The following is a 26,409-nucleotide window of genomic DNA, read 5'->3' on the forward strand; positions in this document are numbered from 1 at the left end:
GCCGCCATCGGGGCCACCATATTGAATATATTTCTCACGCCGGAATCCGACGGCACCAGGGCCGCCCTGACCCGAGCTGACATATATTTTTGCTTGATCCAGAAAATGCATGGTTGGCATTTAGGGATTTGGTGCGCGAAAGGCTAGGCTTTGCTGCAATATAACGACATTCGCATCTTCAGAGCTATGAATCAGCCACTATTGCGCAAAGCAGTCGCTATCGCGTTGAGCGACAACTGGATGCCTTCGCCGATGCGCGGGTCGTCTTCCCCGGCGCGCAAGCGTTTCATCAGCTCGATCTGGAGATGGTTGAGCGGCTCGATATAGGGCAGGCGCAACTCGATGCTGTTGAACAGCGCCGGGCTTTTCGCCAGCAGGTGCGGCTGATCGGTGATTTCCAGCAATATGTCGCGGGTCTGGTACCAGCTGGACCGGATCCGGTCGAAAAATGCCTGGCCCATGTCCTTGTCCTCGACCAGCTCGGCATAGCGGGCGGCGATGCCCATGTCGGACTTGGCGAGAACCATTTCCATATTGGACAGCGACGCCTGAAAAAATGGCCAGCTTTGCGCCATATCCTTCAACTTGGCCTTGTCATCAAACGCGGTGAGCGCCTGTCCGACACCGTACCATCCGGGCAGCATGACGCGGGCCTGTGCCCAGCTGAATACCCAGGGAATGGCGCGCAAATCCTCGATCTTGTCGCTCTTCGTCCGGCTGGCGGGGCGTGAACCGATCTTGAGCTTGGCGATTTCCGTCAGTGGCGTCATCTGCCGGAAGAAGGTCCGGAAGCTGTCGTCGCCATAGACCAGATCACGATATTCGGTGAATGCGACTTGCGAGATTTGGTCCATTGCTTCTGCATGATCTGCCAGCACCTTGCTGTCGGTCCGGTCCGGCTCCAGCGAATTGATCAGCACCGCCGAGGTCATCGCTTCCAGATTGGCTTCCGCGACATCTGCCGTGCCATATTTCGCGGCGATCACTTCGCCCTGTTCGGTGATCCGGATGCGGCCGGCGACGGTGCCCTTGGGCTGCGCCTTGATCGCACCAAAGGCCGAGCCGCCACCGCGACCCACGGCGCCGCCGCGCCCATGGAACAGCTGCATTTTGACACCGGCATCGGCAAATATCGGGGTCAGGGCATCGCTCGCCTTGAACAGGCTCCAGGTCGAAGTCAGATAACCGCCATCCTTGTTGCTGTCCGAATAGCCGATCATCACTTCCTGATGACCGCGGCCCTTTGCCAGAGCGTGCATTTCCGGAAGGGCGAAGAAATCGGTCATCACCTCGGGCGCATTTTCAAGATCGGCGACGGTCTCGAACAAAGGCACGGCCATGACCGGGCAGGACGGTGCTGCGCTGTCCTGGGTCGGTGCGTGATAGAGACCCGTCTCCATCAACAGGACATAGACTTCCAATATGTCGGAAACGCTCTCGCCGTTGCTGATATTATAATTGGTGATGACGTCGGGGCCATATTTTCGGTGCGCTTCGGCAGCGGCCCGGATGATCGACAGTTCCTTTGCGGTCTCGTCGCTATAGGTGATCCACGGGCTGGCCAGCGGGCGATTGTTGGCCAGTTCCGTGCGCAGACGCTTGACCCGTGCCGCTTCATCCAGCGCCAGATAATCATCCTCGACCCCGGCCTGCTTCAGCAGCTCGGCGACCACCCGTTCGTGAACCTTGCTGTTCTGGCGCATGTCGAGCGTGGCGAGGTGGAAGCCGAATAGTTCGACCGTGCGGATCAGCCGCCCCAAAGCGCCGGAGGTGGCGAAGACGCCCTTGCCAGCCGACTTCAGGCCATGCGCCAATATGACAAGTTCCTCGCGCAACTGTTGCGGATTGTCATAAGCCTTGGCGGCGAGGGGAGACATGCGGCCCGGTACATGGTCGCAGAGCTTGAGATGGGTGGCGGACAGTCTGGCGTAAATGCCCGACAGCGCGCGGCGATAGGGTTCGTCCTTGCGGCTGAGCGAATCGTCACCGCTAGCTTCGGCCAGCGCGATGACCGCATCGGGCACTTCGGCCAGTTCAGTGGAGATGGAAAGCTCTGCGCCCAATGTGTGAACGCACATCAGATAATAGCCGATGACGGACTCCGCTGCGCGTGACAGCGCTTCCTCCATCGCACCCGCGTCGACAAATGGGTTGCCGTCGCGATCGCCGCCGATCCAGCTGTTGAGTTTCAGGAAACTGGGCAGTCGCGCACCCAGGGTCCGTTCCCATTTGGCATAGAGTCGGGGCAGGACGGGCAGGAACACGTCCTTCATATAGCTTTGTGAAATTTGCACTTCATCGGTGACGAACAGACGCTCGCGGCGCAGCGGGCGGGTCTGCCACAGCAGTGCGATCTGGCGCAGGATAGCGGCGTCGAGCATGTCACCCTGCGGGGTTTCTGTCTCTCCCTCGTCCTTCATCAGCAGAAGTTCGGCAATCCGGGATTTATGATCGATGATGCTTTTGCGCCGCACTTCGGTCGGGTGGGCGGTCAGTACTGGCGCGATCAGCGCTTCGTCGAGCAGCTTCAGGATCGCGTCGCGGTCAACGCCTTCGTTGGCGAGCAGTTCGATTGCCTCGACCACGGTCGCGCCTTTTTCTGCCGCTACTCCCTGACGATCCTCCGCAAGATTGGCGAGCAAGGAAAACAGCATGAACCCGCGGACAAAAGCCAAGGTTTCGTCGAGCGACAGCGCATCCAGACCGGGGTCTATGGCATCCGCATCAGCCAGGCCGCGATGGCGGTCGACGCTGGTCGACCGGATATATTCGGTACGCCGATAAAGCTCTTCTCCGCCATAAGAACGAATGACATCGCCCAGCAGCTTACCGAGATATTTAATGTCAGGATTTTGGCGAACGGTGAGGGATTCTGTCATTGTGCTCTGCTGCACTGCGGCAGAGTTATGGTCAAGAAAATCATGTATATGTTGAAATCGATTTATCCAAGAAAATGGTCAATTTCGAGCTCCTCACCAAATTCTCTGGCAGCTGTATTCAAGTCGAAGTAAAGTCTATCTGGGGAAAATCCAAAAACCCTAAGGGCTTGGCGTACTTCCCACTTTTCAGACTCGTGGACTTCGAAAATCGCTTCGGTATCATCCGAAATGTCGCCGTCTTCTTCGGAATGAAGAGTCATAGCGCTATCTTGTGCGAGTGACCTGGCGTTCATACTCGATGCGTCGATAAAACCAGGCTCGTTTCGGTCTTTCTTAAAAATCTCAACTGAATCTGGAATGGGCAAATGTTTTAAGTTTTTCGGGACTAAATCGTAAAACGCAACCGGCTTGTTTCTGTTCGTTTCTCTGACAGGCAAAGAACAAGGCGATTAGCGGATTGGTCGTCCAATCCAATAGCGGCGTGGCTATGCCATAGTGTTGAGCAAGCACTAGCCATTCAAAATCGTTTTGAGGTCGCGGGCTTGCAAACCTGCCGGCTGCAGTTTTCCATTTTGCCAATTTAGAGCTATCTGTAATTCCCTAGCTATTGTCTCGAAAAGCTGATGCTTTGATTTCCCATATTTTATCCGCGTGTCCTCGGTAAACCGATTTTTTATGGAGCCCATCTTTGACAGTTTCTATGAACTGCGAAATTACGTTAAAGCCATCATTCATCTTTCGTCGCACTGCATATGCCTAGCTCTCCAGCTCGATATCCCAATAAAGCCAGTCATGCCACGTATCGTGGAGGAAATTGGGCGGGAACGCCCGGCCATGTTCCTGCAGGTGCCAACTGGTCGGCTTGATTGGACGATTGGCGAGCTGCATATGCGCTTCTTTGGGTGTTCGGCCGCCTTTCTTCAGATTGCACGGCAAGCAGGCGGTGGCGACATTTTCCCAGGTCGTGCGACCTTTCTGGCGTCGTGGGATGACGTGGTCGAATGTCAGATTGTTGGGCGATCCGCAATATTGGCACTCGAACTTGTCGCGCAAAAACAGGTTGAAGCGAGTAAAGGCCGGATATTCGGAAGGCTTGATATATTTCTTTAGCGCTATCACCGACGGGATTTTCATGTCGAGATTGGGGCTGTGTACCTCGCGCTCATAGCTGGAGACGATATCGACCCGGTCGAGAAACACCGCTTTTATCGCAGTTTGCCAAGGCCACAGACTGAGCGGATAATAGGATAGAGGCGTATAGTCAGCGTTGAGGACGAGCGAAGGGCAGCTTTCCGGATGCCTGAGCAAGTCGGGGTGATACATAAATACTGTCTCCCTTGTCCTTTACTGCCCATTCTTTATCCCTAAGAACGTGACATGACTATGACACAAAGAACAATATCCTCATCATGACGTCAAGTGGGCAAATGAATCGAGATATTGTGGTGCGTTTCGCCCCAAGCCCCAACGGATTGTTGCATTTGGGTCACGCCTATGCCGCGATGGTGGCGCATGATTTCGCTCGCAAGCGCGGCGGCCGGTTTCTGCTTCGAATCGAGGATATTGATAGCGGGCGCAGCCGATCCGAATTTGTTGAAGCGATATTGGCGGATTTGCAATGGCTCGGATTGCTCTGGGACGGGGATGTGATTTTCCAGTCTGATCGCTGGGATAGCTACGCCGCTGCGGTCGAACGGCTGAAGTCGATGGATTTGCTCTACCGCTGTTTCTGTACCCGGACCAGCATGCGGCAGGTACAGGAGGATGGTTCGCAGGCTGAAGGCCCGGATGGTCCGATCTATGCAGGCACCTGTCGTCATCTGGACACGGCTCTCGCCGAACAACGGGGGCTGACCGAGCCGCATAGCTGGCGTCTTGATCTTGCCAAGGCGATCGCCAGAACCGGGTCGTTGGAGTGGCTGGACGAACGGCACGGCAAGCAGGTCATTGATGCCGAGAAGCTCGGTGATGTCGTCATCGTCCCGAAAGATACGCCGGTCGCTTATCATCTTGCAGTAACACTCGACGACGCCCGCGACGGCATCACCCATGTCGTACGGGGCGACGATCTGTTCGCGTCCACCGATATCCATCGCTTGCTGCAGGCGCTGCTCGATCTGCCAACACCGACATACTTTCATCACCCGCTGCTGATCGATGAAAGCGGCGCAAAATTGTCCAAAAGTCGCGATTCTGCCTCTTTGTCCGTATTGCGGATGGCGGGTCATGACGGCTATGAACTGGTGCAGCAACTCCGCCGGGACATCTTCCCGGTTGGAATCTCGCTTTCTTAGGTTTAAGGTGAAAATATGAGCTATATTTTGATATTGATGATCATCGCAGCCGCAGGCGCTGTTGTTTATGCACTGGTCCGCGGGCTGATCGCGTTCGCCAATATGGAACCGGATGACGTTGATGCAGACGGCATAACAGCGTCGCATAAAAAGCAGAATGAAATGATGTTTGCCCGCGTCAAATATCAGGCAATTGCTATTGTCCTGGTGGTAATTTTGCTCGCACTGGCGGGTGGTCAGAGCTAGTCGGCTCCCTCCGATGGTAAAGCTCAACAAGATTTACACGAAAACCGGTGACGACGGCACGACCGGACTGGTCGACGGGTCGCGGCTGTCCAAGAACAATCCGCGTATGGCGGCGATCGGCGATGTCGATGAACTGAATAGTTCGCTCGGTTTTGCAATTTGCGAAATCACCGATGGTGTGCTGGTAGGGACTTTGCGGGTAATCCAGAATGATCTGTTCGATCTCGGCGCCGATCTTGCGACTCCGGCGGACGAGGGCGACGATTTTGCTCCTTCCCAGATGGTGCTTCGCGTGGTGCCGTCACAGGTCGAGCGGCTGGAAACGGAAATCGACGCGGTCAATGGTGATTTGAATCCTCTGACCAGTTTCATTTTGCCCGGCGGTTCGAAAGCGGCGGCAGCCATTCATTGCACGCGCGCAATTGCCAGACGCACCGAGCGTAGCTGTGTTGCCGCGGCTCAGGAAACGGCAATCAATCCGCAGGCTCTGGCCTATATCAATCGCCTTTCAGATTATTTGTTCGTGCTCGGACGGGCTCTGAATAATGGCGGAAAAGATGATATTCTTTGGGTACCGGGGGCATCGCGCTAGACCGCATCAGCGCAACATTGTGCAGATTTATGCAACCATCTGGCGCAAATATGCGTTGTTGACCTAATCATCGTTCGCTCTATGTTCTAGGGAGAACCCGAGCATCCACCGGAGTAGGACCGATCGCAAGCCAACCGCAACGCCCTTTTCCGCTTTCGCTCGACGCAGAAAATTCTTCCCGATCGAGTGAACTGCTGGAACGGTTCAAACATGTAAGACAACATTCGACAAGTCTCACTGAAGGCTTGAGCGACGCCGACGCGACCGCACAATCGATGGACGATGCTTCTCCGGCCAAATGGCATCTCGCCCACACCAGCTGGTTTTTCGAGACATTTCTGCTGCGCGACCATGTTGCTGGTTATCGCCTGTTCGACGAATCTTATCCCTATTTATTCAACAGCTATTACGAGGCAGAAGGCGCAAGGCACGCGCGGCCCGAGCGAGGCTTGCTGACCCGTCCTTCGCTGAACCAAGTGATGGATTATCGCAGCCATGTCGATGGCGCGATTGCAGATGCTCTGGCGGGTTTCCCAGAAGCATTGCTCGATCTCGTCGAGCTTGGCCTCAATCATGAACAGCAGCATCAGGAATTGCTGCTCACCGACATATTGCATCTCTTCTCCCGCAATCCTCTCAAGCCCGCCTATTTGCTGACACCGCCAGAGCGCGCCGCTGAACCGGGGCCGGTGCAATGGATCGAGGGCAGGACCGGTGTCCAGAAGGTCGGCCATGAAGGTCCGGATTTTGCGTTTGATTGCGAAGGGCCCCGCCACGACGTTCTGCTTCACCCATATGCGATTGCCAATCGTCCGGTTACCAACGGCGAGTGGCTGGCCTTCATCGAAGACGGCGGCTATCGCGAGGCCCGCCACTGGCTGTCCGACGGCTGGGCCTGGGTAAAGGCAGAAGCCATCGAGGCGCCCTTATACTGGAACCGTGCATCCGATCGGGAATGGGCCGAGTTCGGACTGGCCGGCGATCACAGCTTGGATCCGTCGGCTCCGGTCAAACATGTCAGCCACTATGAAGCCGATGCATTTGCCACATGGGCCGGCGCGCGACTGCCGACCGAAGCGGAATGGGAAGTTGCCGCCAATGATGGACTGCCCGGCACTGGTGCCGTCTGGGAATGGACCGGCAGCGCCTATCTACCCTATCCCGGTTTCAAACCCGCCGATGGCGCGGTCGGGGAATATAATGGCAAGTTCATGTCAGGACAGTCGGTCCTCAAGGGAGGCAGCATTGCCACGCCGCCCGGCCATGCCCGGCCAAGTTACCGGAATTTCTTCTACCCCCATCAGCGCTGGCAGTTCTGCGGATTGCGGCTAGCCAAAGATATCTGACGCAAAGGACCACCCCCATGGACATGACCACTACGCTTGTTGATCATACCTTTCGCAAGGATGTAAGGCGCTGTTTTGAAAAACAGACTTTTGCGATTCCGGCGCGCTGGCTTTATGACCGGCGGGGATCGGAATTGTTCGAGGAGATTACCGATCTTCCCGAATATTATCCGACCCGGACCGAGACCAAGCTGCTGATCGACAACGGGTCGGCCTTTGCAAAATCGATCGGACCGAAGCGCGCGGTGATCGAATTTGGTTCGGGCAGTTCGACCAAGACTCCTCACTTGCTTAAAGCGATCGACCCTGCCGCCTATGTGCCGATCGACATTAGCGGCGAGTTTCTGAAGCATAGCGCATCGCTGCTGCAGGAGGAATTTCCGGACCTGCCGATCCATCCCGTCGAGGCCGATTTCATGAAACGCGTGGCGTTACCGGATGCCGTTGCGGATATGCCGAAACTGGGCTTTTTCCCTGGCTCGACAATTGGCAACATGATCGCCCGCACTTCGGTCGACCTGTTGCGTTTCATGCGCGAAACATTGGGCGAAGGCGCGCAGCTTCTGATCGGTTTTGACCGGATCAAGGACGAACAGATATTGGTCGATGCCTATGATGATGGCGCCGGCGTAACCGCGGAATTCTCGTTAAATCTGCTTCACCGGATCAACCGCGAACTGGACGGTAATATTCCCGTTGAACAATTCCGGCATGTTGCCATCTGGAACGATCTTTACGCCCGGATCGAAATCTATCTCGAAGCACAGGCCGATGTAGAATTTTCCATCGACGGGAACGGCTATGCCTTGTTGAAGGGCCAGAGGTTGCACGTTGAAAACAGCCACAAATATGGCCTGCGCGATGCACGATTGATGTTGAGGGCGGGCGGCTGGACGCCGTTGCACGAATGGAGCGACGAGCAGAATTATTTCACCCTCATGCTGGTCGAAGCGCACCCCTATAAGCACGCGCCTTAAGCACTATTTGTCGGTATTGGTGGCCTGATCCAGTTTGCGGTATTGGGCGCGCCAGATTGTGATCCATTCATAAGCGCCGCGGCATTCATTCATCGCGCTGGCATCGATCAGGCGGAATGCGTCGCCATCCCAGACGTAATTTTCGGCGCTGCCGCAGTCACCAACGCCGCGACCTTTGCCATAGCTGCTGAGTGTCTGGTCCTGTTCGTTCCAGCTGACGTTGACCAGCAACGGCTGATTGCCCTCTCCACCCCATGATGGCTGGCGATCAAATTTGGCCGGGGTGAAAGTCCAGCCCGCGCTATCGTCTTTGCGATATTCGCCGACATAAGGCGCACTGGAAAAATTATAGGCGCCAGCGCCGCAGGAAATCAGCACCAACGCGCGATATACATCTCCGCGCTTGCCAAGCGGATACGCCTGATCCTCGACCAGCCCGTAGCGGTCTTCCTTGCATTTCGAATCCTCGGCGAGGGCAACAAGGGATCCCGCTTCGGGGACCAGCTTTGCGGTTTCCCACTGGTCGACAACGATGATAGGGGCCTGGGTCGCCGTGGCTTGGAACGGCCGCTTGCCCTTGGCGACCAGAGCGGTGTCGGTACCGGAGCGGTCTTGCTTCTGGTCGATGTAACGTAGCGCCGCAGATGAACCGGCCAGCGAAATATGTGTGATATTTTCGCCGGTGGGGTCTTGGACGACCAGCCGCTTGCCCTTGATGATCGCATCAGCGACTTTTTTGGCATCTTCGCCGACAATTTCGATTGGATAGTCGCCCTCGACGATCGGGCCGGTGTCAACCAGTTCGTTATCAACCATCATTTTGTAACGATCGAATCCCTTGCCGTCGAACAGGACGCGAATCTTGAAAATATCATCCTTGCCAGCCGTACGAATGATCGAGATCGGGCCACCCCAGTCGTCAAAGCGCGCGCCGCCCTCTTCCGCCAACAACGACACCGCCTCGCAATTTCCTATATTGTCGCAGCCGACGGCCCAGTCCTTGAATGTCGGGATTTCACCCGGCTGTGGCACCGGCAAGGCGGCTGATGTGGCGATGGTGGCAAATATGCCAGCGAGGAATGTGATTGGGGGCATAATTGCAATCTAGCCAGTTTGTCCGACAATCGCTAGTGGCTTGTGATATCACGACGAACAGCGCGAAAGGCACATAATGAAAGCAATCGGCATAATCGGATCGGGGCAAATGGGTGCCGGTATCGCACAGGTTTCGGCTCAGGCAGGCTATCATGTCTATCTATCCGACGTCAGTCTGGAAATCGCGGAACGCGGCAAGGCCGGTATTGCCAAGCAGCTGACGCGACTGGTCGACAAGGATAAGATCGATCAGCAAACGGCTGAAACTACGCTGTCTCGTATCGAACCGATCGTGCAGCTCGACCCGATGGCCAATGCGGATATCATCATCGAGGCCGCCACCGAGCGCGAAGAAATCAAGCGCCAGATTTTTGCTGCTGCTTCCGAAGTTCTCGGCCATCAGGCAATATTGGCGAGCAATACCTCGTCGATCTCGATCACCAGACTGGCGCAGTCTGTCAAAGATCCGTCGCGCTTCGTCGGGGTGCATTTTTTCAATCCGGTTCCTTTGATGGGTCTGGTCGAGGTCATTCGCGGTCTCGCCACCAGCGACCAGACCGCAGCAATGGCGAGCGACTTTGCGAAAGCGGTCGGCAAGTCACCGGTTATGGCCAAGGATTCGCCCTGCTTTGTCGTCAACCGTATCCTGCTGCCGATGCTGAACGAGTCGTTTTTCGCGCTCGGCGAAGGCACGGCGTCGATGGAAGATATCGATCGCGGTATTCAACTGGGCCTCGGCCATCCGATGGGGCCGATCACGCTGGCTGACCTTATCGGTCTCGATACATTGCTGGAAATCCTCCGGGTGCTGCAGAATGATTTTGGCGATCCGAAATATCGCCCGGCGCCGATATTGATGAAATATGTCGAAGCCGGCTGGCTGGGTCGCAAGACGGGCAAGGGCTTCTATGATTATTCCGGCGAAATCCCGGTTCCGACGATGTAAATATATCTTCATTCACCCGAAGCTTTTCGGACAATGAAGATCATAATGTAGCAACCGTCCTTCGACAGGCTTAGGGCGCGGATTTAGGATGATAAGCCGATGAGTGACGAAATCAGAGACTTCAACATTGATATCCCGAAGACCGCACTGGACGATCTGGAAATCCGGTTGCGCCACGTCCGCTGGCCCGATCCGGAACCGGTCGATGACTGGTCTCAGGGCATACCGCTCGAATATGTCAAAACCATCGTTGAACATTGGCGGACCAGCTATGACTGGCGGCGCTGCGAGGATGAGCTCAAACAATATAGCCATCATCTGACCGAGATCGATGGCGTCGATATCCATTTCATGCATATTCGCTCGCCGGAAGCCCACGCACGGCCGCTCATGATCACCCACGGCTGGCCTGGTTCGATTATCGAATTCATGGATGTGATCGGTCCGCTGACCGATCCGGTTGCTTATGGCGGCGAGGCAAAAGATGCCTATCATCTGGTGGTGCCGACCCTGCCGGGCTTTGGTTTCTCCGGTAAGCCCACCGCGACCGGTTGGGGAATGGAGAAAATTGCCCAGGCATGGGACGTGCTGATGACCCGGCTCGGCTATGACCGCTATTTTGCCCAGGGCGGCGATTGGGGCGGCATGGTGACATCGGTTATCGGCGCGCAAAATCTCGGCCATTGTGCGGGCATCCATGTAAATCTGGTGGTCACAGGTCCTCCGTCAGAAGAGATGCTGGCCAACCCGACGCCGCAAGAGCAAGCTGCGCTGGCGCATTATGGGGAATATCAGTCGCAGGGCTCGGGCTATGCCGAAATCCAGCGGACCCGTCCGCAGACACTCGGCTATGGTCTGGCCGATTCTCCCGTTGGGCAGATGGCGTGGATCATGGAAAAATTCCAGGGCTGGGCGGAAGGCGCTAAAGCGCCCGATGAAAATTTCGACTGCGATCGGTTGCTCGACAATGTCATGATCTATTGGCTCAACAACGCCGGAGCATCCTCGGCGCGGCTGTACCGCGAAAGTTTCGGGGCAGTGAATGTCGACCCCGTTGCCATACCTTCAGGTTGCAGTATTTTCCCCAACGAAATAATCACTCCTTCGCGCCGCTGGGCAGAGCAACGGTTCAAGGATTTGAAATATTGGAGCGAGCCGGAAAAAGGCGGCCACTTCGCCGCGATGGAGGTCCCGGAACTGTTCGTGCAAGAAGTACGCGCCTGTTTCGCTACTATGGAGCTGTAACAAGCTGTGCTGGCCTTGATCACCCGGCGGATTATGACGGCAATCCCGACGCTGCTGGTGATCATTTTGGCTTCTTTCTTCCTGATGCGGCTGGCGCCCGGCGGGCCGTTTGACGGGGAACGTCCGCTCGATCCGGCGACGCAGGCTGCGTTGCAACAAGCCTATGGCCTCGACCGGCCGCTCTGGGAGCAGGCGTGGCTTTATGTGTCACGACTGGTGCAGGGCGATTTCGGGCCATCTCTGGTCTATCGTGACTTCACCGTATCGGAGCTGATTGCACAGGGGCTGCCGATTTCCCTGATGCTCGGAGGGCTGGCAATATTATTGGCCTTGGCCATCGGTGTGACAGCAGGGCTATTCGCCGCTGTAAGAGCGGGGCAGGCGGCAGACAAGACGATCATGATGTTTGCGACCGTCGCCACCGCGCTGCCGACCTTCGTTACCGGCCCCGCGCTGGCGCTACTATTTGGTCTATGGCTCGGCTTGCTACCGGTATCGGGGACCGGTGAGGGTATCACATGGCTGATCATGCCGGTGGTTGCGTTGGCACTGCCGGTGTCCGGCGCGATTGCCAAGCTTACCCGCGCCGGACTGGCCAGCGTGCTCAAGCAGGATCATATCCGCACCGCTCGGGCCAGAGGGCTTTCGGAAACCAAAATCCTGTTCAAACACGGGCTACGGCCAGCCCTGGTTCCGGTAGCCAGCTATCTGGGTCCTGCAGCGGCAGGCCTGTTGACTGGAGCGGTCGTGGTCGAGACCGTTTTCGGCCTACCGGGACTGGGCCGCTATTTTGTCCAGGGTGCGCTCAACCGCGACTATCCGCTCGTGCTCGGTGTGGTCACACTCTACGCGGCGCTGATCATCCTTTTCAACCTGTTCGCCGATCTGATCTACGGCTGGCTCGATCCCAGAATGCGGGAAGGGTGACGTAATGTTAAAACGCCATTTTCCGTTGTTGATCGTTCTGATGCTTGTAACGTTGGCGCTATTGCTGCCGTTGCTGCTTCCGTGGAATTACGACCAGATTGATTGGGATGCGGTTCGCTCGCCGGCGTTCAGTGGATCGCATATTTTCGGTACCGATGAAATTGGCCGGGATCGTCTGGCGCGACTGGCAGCCGGAACGCAGATCACGCTGATGGTCGCTATCGCGGCGGCGCTGGTTTCGCTGATCGTCGGCATCGCCTGGGGAGCGACCGCAGGCTGGATCGGCGGCCGGGTCGACGAGGCGATGATGCGGATTGTCGACGGTCTCTATGCCTTGCCCTTCATGTTCATCGTCATTCTGCTGATGGTGGTATTCGGGCGGTCAATATTGCTGGTCTTTGTCGGCATCGGACTGGTTGAATGGTTGACTATGGCGCGGGTGGTCAGGGGGCAGGTAATGGCGCTCAAACAGCGACCGTTCATCTTGGCTGCGGAGGCTGCAGGGACGCCATCAATCACAATCATATTGCGCCACATATTGCCGAATATTGCCGGCGTCGCGCTGGCCTATCTGATGCTGACCGTGCCGCAAGTGGTGATGGTCGAGAGTTTTCTATCCTTCCTCGGTCTGGGTGTGCAGGAACCGCTGACCTCACTCGGCATATTGGTCAAGGAGGGTGCTGACGATATGGATATGGCCCCGCTCGGGCTGCTGTTGCCCGGCGCTGTGCTGGTGGTGATCCTGGTCTGTCTGACGATCGAAGGCGAACGTTTGCGGGATCGCTTCTCGTGAGCCTTTATGAAATCCGCAATCTCGCCGTGGATATCGAAGGGCATCGGCTGGTTGAAGAGGTCAGCCTCACGGTCGAGCCGGGCCAGTGCACGGCGATCATCGGCGCATCCGGTTCGGGAAAAAGCCTGACCTGCCTGACCCCGTTTGGGCTGACACCGGGCATCGCCACCGGCTCGATCCGGTTGGATGATATTGATCTCGTCCATGCCGATGCCGGTCAATTGAGAGATGCGCGTCGCAGGCTAACCGGTTTTATATTCCAGCAGCCACTGACCGCGCTGACCCCGCATCTGACGGTCGGCGCGCAATTACAGGAAGCGACGATGCAGGCGGGCGCGACGCGGCCTTCGCGGCATGATCTGGTGCGACAGCTCGAACGGGTTGGTCTTTCCCGGCCCGCCGAGCGGCTCGACCAGTTCCCGCACCGCTTATCCGGTGGCGAGCGCCAGCGGGTGATGATCGCCGCCGCTATTGCGCACAGTCCCAAATTGCTGATCGCCGACGAACCGACCAGCGCCCTCGACGCTTCCTTGCGCGCCGAGATCATGGACCTGCTCGACCAGCTACGCGCCGAGCAGGGGCTGGGGATGCTGCTGGTCAGCCATGACCTTGCCTCGGTCGAGGGGCATGCCGATCAGCTGGTGGTGATGGATCGGGGTGGGGTATTGGAAAGCGGTTCGGCTGCTGTTGTGATTGCCCGTCCTGCAGAAGATTATACGAGGCGCCTGATCGCTGCTACGCCGCGTCTTGATGAGCCATCCCCGGAGCTAGGCGAGCCTGGCGATGTCCTGCTCGAGACCGAGGATGTCGCGGTCGAATTTCAACGGTCCGGCTGGCGTCGCGGCAAAATCGCCGCTGTAGTCGATGCAGCTATCATGATCAGGCAGGGTGAATCCCTCGCCTTGGTCGGAGGGTCTGGTTCGGGTAAGTCGACGCTCGGGCGGGCTATCGCCGGTATCGGGCCGGTCACCAAGGGCGAGATTCGATGGCAGGGAAGGGCGCTTCCCGAGCGCCGCAAACGCGGTCTGGAAATGCGGAGGATGATCCAGCCGGTATTTCAGGATCCGGTCGCCAGCCTTGATCCGCAATGGAAGGTCATCGACATCGTCGCCGAACCGCTGCGCAATCTGCGTCCAGACCTGACCAAGGCTGAGCGGAATGACATGGCACGGCGGGCCTTGTCGGATGTTGATCTGACCGACGATTTCCTGACCCGCGTACCGGCCAGCCTGTCGGGTGGTCAGGCGCAGCGGGTTGCGATCGCTCGGGCGATCATCGCTTCGCCACAATTTCTGGTGCTCGACGAGGCGACTTCCGCGCTTGATCCGCTGGTGGGCGCGGAAATTCTTGCCTTGCTCGCCCGATTGCAGCGGGAGAACGGACTGAGCCTTTTGTTCATCACCCACGATATTGCCGCTGCCCGTCGATTGTGCCACCGGATCGCGGTGATGGATGACGGTCACATTGTCGAAACCGGTGATATGCAGGCGGTGATCGATAATCCCCGCCATTCGGCAACGCAAAGGCTGGTCGCCGCCACTTAAAAAAGGGCCGCTCGATTGCCCGAGCAGCCCCCTTTTTCAGCGTTATTTTTGTGAATTTAGAACGAGACGCCGAGAGTGAACACAATTGCGCTGTCAGTGAAATTGTTGACCGCTGGCGCGTCGGTATCGGTATAGGCCAGGGTTGCGGTCAGATTGTCGGTAACCGCCCAATCGACGCCGAGCATCCAGTCGACATAGTCATTGTCGCCGAGAACACCCGTTGGATTGCCCAAAGAGCCGTCATTGATGCCGATATTGGCATTCAAGGTGATAGGCGTGTTCGGAATGCCTGCCGATGCGCCGGTATAGATATAGACATTGTCGGAATTTCCGAGACTGTCCTGGCTCCAAGCATAAGCGATTCCGCTTTTGATTTCCACCGGACCGATTGAACCGGCGACCGAAGCATAAGGCTCGAAATAGTCGCTTGGGCCGGCGAGGCCGCCTTCACCATTGGGGTAGATGAAATATAGCAGTCCGACATCGAGTGTCAGGCCGGATGTCACTTCACCGGACCAGCCGCCGTACACGTCTAGCTCCGTATGGCCATATGTGGCGCTGTCTTCGATGGAAGAGCCCCAGGTTCCGACATAGAAACCGCTTTCGTGAGCGACATCAATGCCACCCTGGATTGCAATGTCGCCATCGGAAAAGGACAGGCCGCGAAAACGGTAATCTGAAGTGACCGCGGCATTTCCTGAGATTGTGATCGCGCTGGGCGCGTCGGCGTCCTGAGCGAAAGCCGGTGTCGCCGTGGTGGCGAGCAGGATGGCCGAGAGGCCGGCGAGGTTCAGTTTGGCTTTTTTGCCAAGAATATTCATATTGGACGTGCGCATGGAAATCCCTTTCTCGTTGATGCGAATCGCCCCTCCTGTATTCTGTCTCGGCTGTCTTTTTATTGCGCCAGATGCCCCGAACGCGAACAGTCTCTAAACATGTAAGGGAAAGCTGGTCTAAATTATTGCGCCGCACAAGAAAGAAAACGACAGAATAGATGACATAAATTGAAAATGTTGCACTTGCGCAACAAACCGGTTCGCGGTCGCTTAAAATTTAGGCGGATATGATTCAGAGTGGCTAATAATGCGTCACTTCATGCTCCGGGCTATCAATATCAGCCGCCGGTCTGGTGCACTTGCTTATTTGGACGCAGTCGATTCTGACTCGCTCATCGTGGGTTGCGAACCGGCTTCAAGTTTGATCGTTCCGCCCTCTGGCAGCGATTTGATATGGACGTCGCGCTGCGGGAAGGGAATCTCGACGCCATGTTCCTTGAACAGGTCCCAGACCCGTTTCAGAATTGCTGCTTTGAAATTACCGACCCCCGACTGCGGGTCCTTGATCCAGCAGCGGATTTCGAAATTGACGCTATTGTCTCCGAATTCCAGCATCCAGACGACCGGCTTGGGATGGTTGAGCACGCGCGGTACATCGACGCAGGCCTGTTTCATCAGATCAATCGCCTGATCCATGTCGGTATTATAGGATACGCCGACCGGGATGCTGATCCGGACATTCGGGCTCGAGTAAGACCAGTTTTCAACTTCGCGGGTCATCAGATCCTCGTTCGGGATCAGATGTTCCTTTCCTTCGCGGGTGAGCACCGAGACCGCTCGCACCCCGATCTTGTTGACCCAGCCGTATGTATCGCCGACCGCGATCACATCACCGGGCTTGATCGAACGATCCATCAGCAGGATGATTCCGGCGATCAGGTTGCCGATGGTTTTCTGCATGCCGAAACCGATAGCCAGACCAAAAGCACCGGAGAAGACCGCCAGCGCGGTCAGGTCGATGCCCAGTATGTCGAGGCCAAGCACGAAAGCACCAGTGAAAATCGCGACAATTGCAAGCTTCTGACCCAGAACTTTTTGTGCGCCATCCAGCTGGCTGTTGCCGATGACATGCGTGACTATTTTCATCAAGGCGCGGGCCACTGCGAATAGCATGACGGCGGTCATCGCCCCGGTCACGATCCACCATAAGGATATCCGGCGCGACCCGAGGTCAAAGCCCACCCGCTCCATTGCCTCTGCGATCGGCGCGATGCCGCCGACCAGACCGGAGCCGATGGTAACAAACAGAGCCAGACCGATGGCAGTGCCCAGCCAGTCCGGCATCCGCACCCCGCGGATCAGGTCATTGGCAAACAGGCCCACCGTGATCGCGATGGTGAGAGAAAAGACGACCTGGGCGATCAGATGCCAGGGATAGGCGGCCAGAAATATGCCGCAAAGGATGAACGTGGTCGCCCGGCGGGTCATGTCGCGAATTCGGCGACCGGCAAGCTCGCTTTCGTAGCCTGCGCGCGCTTCCCAGAGGTGGCGCAGCTTGGGTCCGATATATTTGCTGAGATACCAGCCTGCCGTCAGAGCGATTGCGGCAAGCCCCGCAGCGATTATACCTTCTATATATTGGAGGTTGCGCGGCGTATCGGGAGCCAGCGTTTCCAGATATTTAAGGGCGTTATCAATCATGATCGCGCACTGTGGTAATGTTCAAAGCCTTTGGCAAGGTCCGCTATCAAATCGTCCGGGTCTTCCAGGCCAATATTCAGCCGCACCAGCGGTCCTTTTCCGGACCATTTTGTTACCGTGCGGTGCTTTGCAGGATCGACCGGAAGCGCGAGGCTCTCAAATCCGCCCCAGCTATAACCGATCCCGAACAGCGACAGCGCATCAATGAAAGCAGTACGGCCTTGGTCGTCGCCGTCCGATAGTTCGAATGAAAACAGACCCGACGCGCCCTTGAAATCCCGCTTCCAGATTTCATGACCCGGACAATCGGGCAGGGCGGGGTGGAGGACCAGACCGACTTCGGGCCGTTGCTTCAGCCAGTGCGCAATTTTCAGCCCGCTGGCTTCATGTTGCCGCAGACGGACGTCGAGCGTCCTGAGGCCGCGCGCTGCAAGATAGGCGTCGTCCGGAGAGACCACCTGACCCAGTTGCTGGGCGGTGCGACGTAGTCGGGCCCAATATTTGTCATGGGTGGTAACCGCGCCCATCATCACGTCGCTATGGCCGACAATATATTTGGTCGCGGCAGTGATCGCGATATCGACACCATGTTCCAGCGCCGGAAAGAATCGCGAGGTCGCCCATGTATTGTCGAGCAGGGTGATTATGCCGGCAGCCTTCGCGGCTCTACAGATCGCCGGGACATCCTGAACCTCGAAGGTCAGGCTGCCCGGACTTTCCATCAAAATAGCCTTTGTGTTCGGACCGAACAGGCTGGCGATATCGGCACCGATCAATGGATCATAATAGCGCGCGGTGATGCCCATCCGCTTGAGGAAGGCATCGGCAAAGCTGCGGCTGGGGTCATAGCTGCTGTCGGTCAGCAGGACCTCGTCGCCCGGCTTCAAAATCGCCAGCAGCGCACAGGAAATGGCGGCGACACCCGAAGGATAGAGCATGGTCCCGGCCGCGCCGGGCTCCATTTCGGTCAATGCTTCTGCCAGCGACCATTGGGTCGGAGAACCACGGCGGCCGTAGAAAAAGCGGCCATCGTCATTGGTTTTCAGGCCATCCCTGAGATGGGCGACATTGTCGTAAAGATGCGTGCTACCGCGCCATACGGGCGGATTGACCACGGCCCCGGTCCAAATTTTCCGACGACCACCGGTAACTACCTGCGTCGCGGGCTTTTTTGAACCAGAGTCGTTATCGGCCAACTATTGTTCCAGCAGCGCTGTCATCGTCAAGCAGTTGCTTTCGGGGTGTCCGCATCGGCGCCCCATTCGGCCCAGCTGCCATCATAAAGCGCGGTTTTCTCTGCGCCGGCAACGGCCGCTGCAAAGGAAACCACCGCTGCTGTCATTCCCGAACCACAGGTGGTGACCAGCGGTTTGGAGAGGTCGACGCCAGCGTCAGCGAAGATTGCGTTGATTTCCTCGGCACTTTTCCACGTTCCATCAGCGTTGAAGAAGCTGCTGTGGGGAATATTGATCGAACCGGGGATATGGCCAGAGGCTGTAGCACCACGAGGGTCGGGGGTTTCGCCGCTGAACCGGTCGGCAGGCCGTGCGTCGACAACCTGCTCTTCCTTGCTGTGTAAATTGGCGAGCAGATCTGCCTTGGTGCGGACGTCCTTGTCATCTTTCCAGACGGTGAAATGGCGGTGACGCAGGGCTTCCTTGCCGGTTTCCAGCGGCCGGCCTTCGGCTTTCCATTTGGCGATGCCACCATCGAGAATGGCAACTTCATGCGCACCAAAAATGGTAAGCATCCACCAGGCGCGCGCTGCGCTCTGGAGCGGGCTGTCATCATATAATACTATGCGGCTGCCATCACCCAATCCAAGTGACTGCATGCGGCTGGCAAATTTCTCGGCCGGCGGAAGCATGTTTTCGATCGGGTTGCCGGCATCGGTCAATTCGCTCAGGTCCATGAATACTGCGCCGGGGATATGGCCCGCCTCATATTCCGCTGCAGGATTGCGTCCGGCATCGGCCATGAATTTTGTCGCGTCGACAATTCGCAAATCGGACGCACCCAATTCATTGGCCAGCCACTCGGTCGTTACCAGCAATTCCATATTAAACTCCTCATGCCCGCAAATATTTGCGCTTTTCGACCCGCCGTTTAGCGATTCGATTTCCTGACGTCGAGGCTATAACGCATTGCTCCGCGAATCCACCGCTTATGTGGTCTTTTTACATGGAATATCGGCGCTGTGGTCCACGATTTGCACCACAATCAGTACCGTTCGCTGGCGCGACCTGAATATATCATCCTTCAGCGAACCGGCGGTGGCCAAGCGGGGCAAAGCTGCGCGGCCCCAAATCCAGCCGCAAAGGTGCCAGTTTCGGGCGCTGTGGCTGATGTTCCTGACCAACCAGATAGGCTGCGGTCTGGAAATATTCGAATCCAGCGCCATCGGTAAATTCGATCGAGATTTGCACCAGCGGCACGAACAGAGCCTGTGAGCGGAATATGATTGGATCGATGCTCGTCAACGGCACGCGCAATTCGGTCCTGACCGTCTCGGTTTTACCGGCCAGTAGACTGGGAATGACGTGCAGTGGCGGGAGGTCGTCCGCCACGGGACGACCGCTGCTATGCTCTGCGGCCTGAACCATCGCGCCATGGACCTTGATGCCGGTCAGAACTTCGTCGCCCTGATTGGAAAGCGTCAGCTCGAACCCCACCACCGCGTTGAACAAGGTTGCGTTGGCCTTGTGGGGCTGAAAGCCTATCGCAATTACCGGCACATGTTGCTGTGGTTCCGGTAGTTTTGGGACTGGGTCAGTTTGGCTGGTTTCCAGTCGTTCAACTTTTGTGGCAGTCGATATTCTGGAGGAAGTGCGATATGTCCGCCACATATACATCCCACCCAGCAGCACGAAAAACAGGGCTGCGACCAGCAGAAGCAGCCAGTCGTTAGACTCGTTCGACTCATTCGAAACATTTCGCGATGCAGGCTCCGGCCGGGCTTCGCCTGTGGTTTGATTGGCATCGGTCTCCTCGATGGTCACGTCCGGCGTCGCGGACTGTTCCTCCGTTACCGCTGATGGATTTTCCGTTGTCGGCTCAGGGTCCGGCGGGGCTATTGCCTCGGTGGCGCCGGCGCGGAGCGGTGCCTGTCTGACCGGTGGTGGCGGTTGACCGCTTCCGCTGTCGGCGGGTCCGGCTATCGGATCGACGGATTGCGCCGGTGCTCTTGCAGGCGCGGCGCGCGGGGTAACAACAGGCGGTCGTGCCAGTGGAATTTCTTCGTCAACAGGCCCCTGCAGGACATTCTGGTCCGATGCCTGACCAGGGCCGGGGGGCAGCGAATAGCCCTCCAGTGATGGCCGGCTTTGAGGAGTGGGCAGTGGATCTTCGCTCGACACTTGAGCCATAGCGAGTGCGTTCGGGAACAGTAGCAAAACTGCGCCAGCCAAAATCATTCTCAAGCCAATATGTGCGACCGTCTGGAAAACAACCATATCCCCGTTCATCTCTCGGACAAATTGCGGCCCGATCCGCTGAACGGTCGATGAATGTAGCAGGGGTGATGACATGAAGCGCCCCGTGCATTAGATGGTCGGAATGACAAATGATCCCTCCTCTCCGTCCGCCCCGAAATTTCTGGGCAAGGCAAGCGCAATGCCCTCCTCTCCGGAAGAGGCCATCCTCGATTATGTTCCCAATCCCCGCGCAGGCGAGCTCTATCTGACGCGCTTCGCCGTGCCGGAATTCACCTCGCTTTGCCCGGTAACCGGTCAGCCGGATTTTGCCCATCTGGTGATCGACTATGCGCCGGATGAAACCATCGTCGAATCCAAGTCTCTCAAACTGTTTCTCGGGTCGTTCCGCAATCATGCCGCTTTTCACGAAGACTGCACTGTCGGGATCGGCAAGCGTCTGTTCGACGAAATGAAGCCAAGATGGCTGCGGATCGGTGGCTATTGGTATCCGCGCGGCGGCATTCCGATCGATATATTCTGGCAATCGGGCGAGCCGCCCAAAGGACTATGGATTCCCGAACAGGGCGTCGCATCTTATCGGGGCCGAGGCTGATGACGCATAAATTCTATGGTGGACCACTGTCGCTCTATTCCGGCAAGGCGCGGGCCTATCTCGACTGGAAAGGGGTGGATTACGAGGAGATTCTCAGTAGCACGGAAGTCTACAAGACGATTATCGTGCCGAAAGTGGGCCGTCCGGTCATTCCGGTGATGGTCACCGAAGCAGGCGAAACGCTTCAGGACACGACGCTGATCATCGACCATTTCGAAGCCGAGATCGGTGGACCGTCCGTCTATCCCGATACGCCGAAGCAGCGGCTGGTGGCGTTGCTGATGGAAGTGTTCGGTGACGAATGGCTGGTGATTCCGGCGATGCACTATCGCTGGAACTATAATGAAGAATGGGTCTACGGCGAATTTGGTGCCGTCGCAGCGCCGGAAGCCAACAAGGAAGAGCAGATGGTCATCGGTCGCGAGCGCGGTCAGGCGTTCAAGGGCTTTTGCCCGATATTGGGGATTAACGAGCTGACTATCCCTGCGATTGAAGCGAGCTATGAAGCGCTTCTGGCCGATCTCGACCGGCATTTTGCCCAATATGATTATCTTCTCGGCTCGCGCCCCTCGATCGGCGATTATGGTCTGATCGGGCCGCTATATGCCCATCTCTATCGCGATCCCGCATCGGGCGAGATCATGAAACGTCTGGCCCCGCGCGTTGCCGCCTGGGTCGAACGCATGGTGGATGTCAAAGCGCCGCTGTCGGGTGAATTTCTGCCCGATGACGAAGTGCCTGAAACGCTGATTCCGGTGCTTGAACGGATGATGGGTGAACAAATGCCTTTCCTCCAGACCACAGCCGATATGCTGGCGACTTGGGCTGAAGGCAATCCGGACGCGGACTTGCCCCGTGCCGTCGGCATGGCTGAATTTACGGTCGAAGGAGTCTCCGGACAGCGGATGGCGCCGCCGTTCAGCCTGTGGATGTTGCAGCGCGCGCTGGAATATTATCAAGGACTGGAAGGCGCCGAAAAATCAGCCGCAGATGAATTTCTGTCGACGATCAACGGTGCTTCGACCTTCCAGAATTTTCGGATGAAACTGCCGTTATTGTTCGAAAATTTCAAGCTGGCGCTGGGTTAATCTAAGAAACTGACAGGAAATTTGGCACAATAATTTAGTTTCCCCTATCAATCGGCCGTCGCAAATCTTATTGTCTACACTATGAGCAGTATTCCTCACCAACACAGCATTGCGATCGAGCCCGGTGATATCGATTTCATGGGCCATGTGAACAATGCCAATTATCTGACATGGGTGCAGGATGCCGTGATCGCGCACTGGCAGAAAATTGCCCCGTCCGAAGCAGTGACAGCCCATTTATGGGTAGCGCTCAAACACGAGATTACATACCGCAAGCCGGCGTTTCTCGATGATGATGTTATTGCCGAAGTGCTGCTGGAAAAAGTCCACGGAGCCCGTGCCTTTTACAGCACCGTCATTCGTCGCGGTGAAGAAGTGCTCGCCGAAGTGCAGTCGAGCTGGTGCTGTATCGATGCCGACACCTTGCGCCCGACCCGCCTCGCGAAAGATATTGTCGCAAAATTCTTCGGTTAGCAACGATGAGCCATTCCGCCGCGCTTTTGCAGCGCAGCGCCGCCGCAATTAACGCATCAACCCGCCGATCAGGTTGCGAACGAAACGTCCGGCAACCGGGCCGGCAAGATCCGTAACCATCGAACCTACAGCGGAAGTCACCCCTGACTGCATCGGATTGGCGCGGGATTTTTTGCCCAGCATTGTCGAAGCGGCCATGCCCGCCGCTGAGCCCATCGCTACCTTGGCACCGCGGCTGAATGCCTTCTCCCAGATGCTCTTGGACTTGCGTGAGCGCTTACCCACCTCTTCGGCGCCCTTTTCCTCGACTTCTTGTGCGGTTTCAGTAGCGTCGATCACCTTTTGCGAAAGGATTTCTTCTGCGCTGTTTCGGTCGATCTCTACGTCATATTTGCCGTCGTAAGGCGAGATTGATCGCATGATCGCGCGTTCTTTGACCGTGACCGGCCCCAGACGAGAGCGCGGCGGCTTGATCAAGGTCCGCTGGACAATCGATGGCGCACCATCTTCCAGCAAGGTCGAGACCAGGGCTTCACCCACCCGCAATTCGGTGATCGCCTGCTCGACATCGAGATCGGGGTTGATCCGGAAGGTGTCGGCAGCAGCCTTGATCGCCTTTTTGTCGCGCGGAGTGAATGCGCGCAAAGCGTGCTGGACACGGTTTCCAAGCTGGCCGGCGATTTTCTGGGGAATGTCGATCGGGTTCTGGGTGACGAAAAAGACGCCGACGCCTTTCGAGCGGATCAGACGCACGACCTGTTCGATCTTGTCTTCCAGCGCCTTGGGTGCGTCGTCAAACAGCAGATGCGCTTCGTCGAAGAAGAAAACCAGCTTAGGCTTGGTCGGATCACCGACTTCCGGCAGCGTCTCGAACAATTCGGCGAGCAGCCAGAGCAGGAATGTCGCGTACAGCTTCGGGCTGCGCATCAGCTGGTCGGCGGCGAGCACGTTGATATAGCCGCGACCCTGATCGTCGCATTTGATGAAATCGTCGATTTCCAGAGCGGGCTCGCCAAAAAACTGGCCCGCGCCCTGGCTATCGAGTTGCAGCAACTGGCGCTGGATCGCGCCAACGCTGGCTTTGCTGACATTGCCATATTTGGCCGATAACTGCTTTGCGTTCTCTGCAGTATAAGCGAGCATCGACTGCAGATCGTCGAGGTTGAGCAGCAGCAACCCTTCTTCATCGGCAAAGCGGAAAACGATATTGAGCACGCCTTCCTGGGTGTCGTTCAGATCCATCAGGCGCGCGAGCAACAGTGGCCCCATTTCCGATATGGTGGTCCGGATCGGATGGCCCTGCTTGCCATAGAGGTCCCAGAATATTGCCGGATTGTCGGAATAGGCATAATCGCTCATGCCCAGTTCTGCTGCCCGTTCCTCGAGCTTGTCGGCATGTTTGAATTGCGAGGAACCAGCCATGGAAACCCCGGAGAGATCCCCTTTGACGTCGGCCACGAAGACCGGGACGCCATTGGCGGAGAAGCTTTCCGCCAGACCCTGCAGGGTGACGGTTTTGCCGGTGCCGGTCGCGCCAGCAATCAGGCCGTGCCGGTTGGCGCGGGAGAGATTCAGGCTTTGCTGCTCACCGCCGCCCAGTCCGAGAAATATTTCTGTTGCGTCGGCCATTGGCGGATTCCCTCAATTGTTTTGCAAAGCTGCGACTAGCTTGACGCAAAAAAAAGGCCGGCGTCAAGCGCCTGCCTTTTTCTGTTACATCTGTTTAGAAGTGCCTAGCTTTCCTGCAGGCGGACCGCGACAAATTCTGGATCGCGAGCACCACGGCGGACCTGCAGCAGCACCGCGTTGCGTTTGGAGCGTTTTACCTCGCCGATCGCCTTGTCCAGATCGGTTGCGCTGTTCACCGGCTGGCGATTGACGCTGGTGATCAGAAAACCGCGTTTAATGCCTTTCTGAGCGGCATCGCTGCTCGGATTAACGATCGATACGACAACACCTTTGGCCGTTGCAGGGACGCCGATTTGTCGTGCAATTACCGGGGTCAGGTCGACCACGGATAATCCCAGCGCATCGGCGGTTGCCTGGGCGCTGGCGCTGTCATCATCCTGATTCAGAGTATCGGCTTCTGCATCAGGATCAAATGTATTGCTGGCCAGTTCTTCTTCCGAAGGACGTTTGCCAAGCTTGGCATTGACCTTGATGGACTTGCCATTGCGAATCAGTTCGATCGGAACATCCGTGCCGACGGGAAGGTTGGCAACCAGATAAGACAAGGTTTGGTCAAGTGTGACCGTCTTGCCGTTCACCTTGGTGATCACATCGCCAGCCTGGATGCCGGCCTTTGCAGCCGCTTCGCCAGGCTCGACGCGCTGGACAAATTCGCCCAGGTTTTTCTCGAGACCAAGGGAGTCCGCGAGATCTTCCGAAAGCCCGCTAATCTGGACACCGAGATAACCGCGTTCGATCGTCTGTCCCTTTTTCAGCGTTTCGACGATCGGTCCTGCGACTTCGGCAGGAATGGCAAAGCCGATACCGACATTGCCGCCGGTGGGCGAGATGATCGCGTTGTTGATGCCGATGACATTGCCGTTGAGATCAAACATCGGTCCGCCGCTATTGCCGCGGTTGATCGATGCATCGGTCTGCAAGAAGCGGTCATAGGCACCGCCCTGACCGGTATTCCGGTGGATAGCCGAAATGATACCGGTGGTAACGGTTCCGCCAAGACCAAAGGGATTGCCGATCGCAATCACCCAGTCGCCGACGCGGGTTGCCGTGCTGTCGCCGAATTTGACGAACGGCAGCGGCTTGGCTGATTTGATCTTCAGGACAGCAATATCCGATGCAGCGTCACGACCGACCAGTTCGGCTTCATATTCCGTGCGGTCCGGCATGATCACTTTGATCGATTCAATCGTCGCGTTGCGGTTGCCCGGTGCAACAACATGGTTGTTGGTGACAACATAGCCATCGGCCGAGATGATGAAGCCGGAACCCAGAGACTGGGCCTCGCGGGTCTGTGCGCCGCCGCTGCCGCCCTGCTGATTGCCGAACAGGCTGCCGAACGGCGTGCCGGCGAAAGGATTGCTATTGTTCACCCGGACGCGCTGGGTGGTGGAGATATTGACCACAGCGGGCTGTAGCTGCTCGGTCAGGTCCGCAAAACTCATCGGTGCATTGGCACGTGGTACCACATTGCGCATCACCGAGCTGTCATTGGCGGCGGTTTGGGCACCGGCCGGGACGACGCCGGTCAAGGTTGCTGCACTGCCGGCCAAAAGCAAAGCTGTTGAAATTCCGTAAGCGTAACGCACTGATATTTTCCTCTCAAAATTCTGGCGGAACAAATGAATATCTGCCGCCAAATCCGTTCAAAATCACGCAAACAATGACGAGATTTTCATGAACGGAAATTGAATATTAGCATATTTTCTCGCCGATCTTAAGCGCAGAGCGGCGAGGCACTTCCGATGGCAACCTATTTGGGTGCGTGAAAGCC

25 protein-coding genes and 1 pseudogene are annotated in these 26,409 nt (G+C 57.0%); 13 read left to right on the forward strand and 13 right to left on the reverse strand.

The window, feature by feature from the left end:
- From obgE to V7680_RS05395, 5 genes and pseudogenes are all read right to left on the reverse strand, one after another.
- Positions 1 to 111: pseudogene (obgE, locus tag V7680_RS05380) on the reverse strand (GTPase ObgE); the annotation flags it as partial.
- An 80-nt stretch (positions 112 to 191) separates the two neighbouring features.
- Complete coding sequence (gene ppc / locus V7680_RS05385) at positions 192 to 2,879, reverse strand: phosphoenolpyruvate carboxylase (RefSeq protein WP_335652263.1); 2,688 nt, start codon at positions 2,877 to 2,879, stop codon at positions 192 to 194.
- A gap of 62 nt (positions 2,880 to 2,941) precedes the next feature.
- The gene (locus tag V7680_RS05390) at positions 2,942 to 3,316 is read right to left on the reverse strand and encodes a hypothetical protein (RefSeq protein ID WP_335652264.1); all 375 of its coding nucleotides are present in this window, start codon (positions 3,314 to 3,316) and stop codon (positions 2,942 to 2,944) included.
- On the reverse strand, positions 3,222 to 3,458 hold the full coding sequence (locus V7680_RS15735) for an FRG domain-containing protein (RefSeq protein WP_442954977.1): 237 nt from the start codon (positions 3,456 to 3,458) through the stop codon (positions 3,222 to 3,224). The genes V7680_RS05390 and V7680_RS15735 overlap by 95 nt, the downstream gene beginning before the upstream one ends.
- A 177-nt stretch (positions 3,459 to 3,635) precedes the next feature.
- Positions 3,636 to 4,202, reverse strand: a complete 567-nt coding sequence (locus V7680_RS05395) for an HNH endonuclease (RefSeq protein ID WP_335652265.1) — start codon at positions 4,200 to 4,202, stop codon at positions 3,636 to 3,638.
- Between the two features lie 104 nt (positions 4,203 to 4,306).
- Between V7680_RS05395 and gluQRS the strand changes: the two genes are divergently transcribed.
- The 5 genes from gluQRS to egtD all read left to right on the forward strand — a co-directional run bounded on the left by gluQRS (position 4,307) and on the right by egtD (position 8,334).
- Entirely contained in the window at positions 4,307 to 5,173 is an 867-nt protein-coding gene (gene gluQRS, locus V7680_RS05400) for a tRNA glutamyl-Q(34) synthetase GluQRS (RefSeq protein ID WP_335652266.1), read from the forward strand.
- 15 nt (positions 5,174 to 5,188) lie between these two features.
- Positions 5,189 to 5,419: a hypothetical protein gene (locus tag V7680_RS05405; protein WP_335652267.1), complete on the forward strand. Its 231-nt coding sequence runs from the start codon at positions 5,189 to 5,191 to the stop codon at positions 5,417 to 5,419.
- A gap of 13 nt (positions 5,420 to 5,432) precedes the next feature.
- Entirely contained in the window at positions 5,433 to 6,011 is a 579-nt protein-coding gene (locus tag V7680_RS05410) for a cob(I)yrinic acid a,c-diamide adenosyltransferase (RefSeq protein ID WP_335652268.1), read from the forward strand.
- A 191-nt stretch (positions 6,012 to 6,202) separates the two neighbouring features.
- Positions 6,203 to 7,357 (forward strand): ergothioneine biosynthesis protein EgtB, encoded by a 1,155-nt coding sequence (egtB, locus tag V7680_RS05415; protein WP_335652314.1) that lies wholly within the window; start codon positions 6,203 to 6,205, stop codon positions 7,355 to 7,357.
- Positions 7,358 to 7,374: 17 nt separating this feature from the next.
- Positions 7,375 to 8,334 (forward strand): L-histidine N(alpha)-methyltransferase, encoded by a 960-nt coding sequence (egtD, locus tag V7680_RS05420; RefSeq protein WP_335652269.1) that lies wholly within the window; start codon positions 7,375 to 7,377, stop codon positions 8,332 to 8,334.
- A 3-nt stretch (positions 8,335 to 8,337) separates the two neighbouring features.
- Here egtD and V7680_RS05425 read toward each other — a convergent pair whose 3' ends face one another.
- On the reverse strand, positions 8,338 to 9,429 hold the full coding sequence (locus tag V7680_RS05425) for a DUF1176 domain-containing protein (protein ID WP_335652270.1): 1,092 nt from the start codon (positions 9,427 to 9,429) through the stop codon (positions 8,338 to 8,340).
- 76 nt (positions 9,430 to 9,505) lie between these two features.
- Between V7680_RS05425 and V7680_RS05430 the strand changes: the two genes are divergently transcribed.
- The 5 genes from V7680_RS05430 to V7680_RS05450 all read left to right on the forward strand — a co-directional run bounded on the left by V7680_RS05430 (position 9,506) and on the right by V7680_RS05450 (position 14,884).
- Entirely contained in the window at positions 9,506 to 10,375 is an 870-nt protein-coding gene (locus V7680_RS05430) for a 3-hydroxyacyl-CoA dehydrogenase family protein (protein WP_335652271.1), read from the forward strand.
- Between the two features lie 99 nt (positions 10,376 to 10,474).
- Positions 10,475 to 11,620 carry an epoxide hydrolase family protein gene (locus V7680_RS05435; RefSeq protein ID WP_335652272.1) on the forward strand — a complete coding sequence of 382 codons (1,146 nt, stop codon included), beginning with the start codon at positions 10,475 to 10,477 and terminating at the stop codon, positions 11,618 to 11,620.
- Positions 11,621 to 11,626: 6 nt separating this feature from the next.
- A complete protein-coding gene (locus V7680_RS05440; RefSeq protein ID WP_335652273.1) occupies positions 11,627 to 12,547 on the forward strand; it encodes an ABC transporter permease in 921 nt (306 codons plus the stop codon).
- A gap of 4 nt (positions 12,548 to 12,551) precedes the next feature.
- On the forward strand, positions 12,552 to 13,340 hold the full coding sequence (locus V7680_RS05445) for an ABC transporter permease (protein WP_335652274.1): 789 nt from the start codon (positions 12,552 to 12,554) through the stop codon (positions 13,338 to 13,340).
- Positions 13,337 to 14,884 carry an ABC transporter ATP-binding protein gene (locus tag V7680_RS05450; RefSeq protein ID WP_335652275.1) on the forward strand — a complete coding sequence of 516 codons (1,548 nt, stop codon included), beginning with the start codon at positions 13,337 to 13,339 and terminating at the stop codon, positions 14,882 to 14,884. The genes V7680_RS05445 and V7680_RS05450 overlap by 4 nt, the downstream gene beginning before the upstream one ends.
- Positions 14,885 to 14,940: 56 nt before the next feature.
- Here V7680_RS05450 and V7680_RS05455 read toward each other — a convergent pair whose 3' ends face one another.
- The 5 genes from V7680_RS05455 to V7680_RS05475 all read right to left on the reverse strand — a co-directional run bounded on the left by V7680_RS05455 (position 14,941) and on the right by V7680_RS05475 (position 20,888).
- The gene (locus V7680_RS05455) at positions 14,941 to 15,720 is read right to left on the reverse strand and encodes a TorF family putative porin (protein WP_335652276.1); all 780 of its coding nucleotides are present in this window, start codon (positions 15,718 to 15,720) and stop codon (positions 14,941 to 14,943) included.
- Positions 15,721 to 16,023: 303 nt separating this feature from the next.
- Positions 16,024 to 17,361, reverse strand: coding sequence for a mechanosensitive ion channel family protein (locus tag V7680_RS05460; RefSeq protein ID WP_335652277.1), 1,338 nt, complete (start codon positions 17,359 to 17,361; stop codon positions 16,024 to 16,026).
- Positions 17,358 to 18,557 (reverse strand): cystathionine beta-lyase, encoded by a 1,200-nt coding sequence (gene metC / locus V7680_RS05465; RefSeq protein WP_335652278.1) that lies wholly within the window; start codon positions 18,555 to 18,557, stop codon positions 17,358 to 17,360. The genes V7680_RS05460 and metC overlap by 4 nt, the downstream gene beginning before the upstream one ends.
- Before the next feature lie 26 nt (positions 18,558 to 18,583).
- Positions 18,584 to 19,420, reverse strand: coding sequence for a 3-mercaptopyruvate sulfurtransferase (gene sseA, locus V7680_RS05470; RefSeq protein WP_335652279.1), 837 nt, complete (start codon positions 19,418 to 19,420; stop codon positions 18,584 to 18,586).
- 193 nt (positions 19,421 to 19,613) lie between these two features.
- Positions 19,614 to 20,888, reverse strand: a complete 1,275-nt coding sequence (locus V7680_RS05475) for a hypothetical protein (protein ID WP_335652280.1) — start codon at positions 20,886 to 20,888, stop codon at positions 19,614 to 19,616.
- A gap of 28 nt (positions 20,889 to 20,916) precedes the next feature.
- Here V7680_RS05475 and queF point away from each other — a divergent pair, with 28 nt between their 5' ends.
- From queF to V7680_RS05490, 3 genes are all read left to right on the forward strand, one after another.
- On the forward strand, positions 20,917 to 21,387 hold the full coding sequence (gene queF, locus V7680_RS05480; protein WP_335652281.1) for a preQ(1) synthase: 471 nt from the start codon (positions 20,917 to 20,919) through the stop codon (positions 21,385 to 21,387).
- Positions 21,387 to 22,475, forward strand: a complete 1,089-nt coding sequence (locus V7680_RS05485; protein WP_335652282.1) for a glutathione S-transferase family protein — start codon at positions 21,387 to 21,389, stop codon at positions 22,473 to 22,475. The genes queF and V7680_RS05485 overlap by 1 nt, the downstream gene beginning before the upstream one ends.
- 81 nt (positions 22,476 to 22,556) lie before the next feature.
- A complete protein-coding gene (locus V7680_RS05490; protein ID WP_335652283.1) occupies positions 22,557 to 22,949 on the forward strand; it encodes an acyl-CoA thioesterase in 393 nt (130 codons plus the stop codon).
- Between the two features lie 48 nt (positions 22,950 to 22,997).
- On the opposite strand, the gene V7680_RS05495 is transcribed toward V7680_RS05490, so the two are convergent.
- Positions 22,998 to 24,578: a helicase HerA-like domain-containing protein gene (locus V7680_RS05495; protein WP_335652284.1), complete on the reverse strand. Its 1,581-nt coding sequence runs from the start codon at positions 24,576 to 24,578 to the stop codon at positions 22,998 to 23,000.
- A gap of 104 nt (positions 24,579 to 24,682) precedes the next feature.
- Positions 24,683 to 26,224, reverse strand: a complete 1,542-nt coding sequence (locus V7680_RS05500) for a Do family serine endopeptidase (RefSeq protein WP_335652285.1) — start codon at positions 26,222 to 26,224, stop codon at positions 24,683 to 24,685.
- Between the last annotated feature and the right edge of the window lie 185 nt (positions 26,225 to 26,409).

It is taken from the genome of Parasphingorhabdus sp. (assembly GCF_036963705.1).
Lineage (GTDB): Bacteria > Pseudomonadota > Alphaproteobacteria > Sphingomonadales > Sphingomonadaceae > Parasphingorhabdus.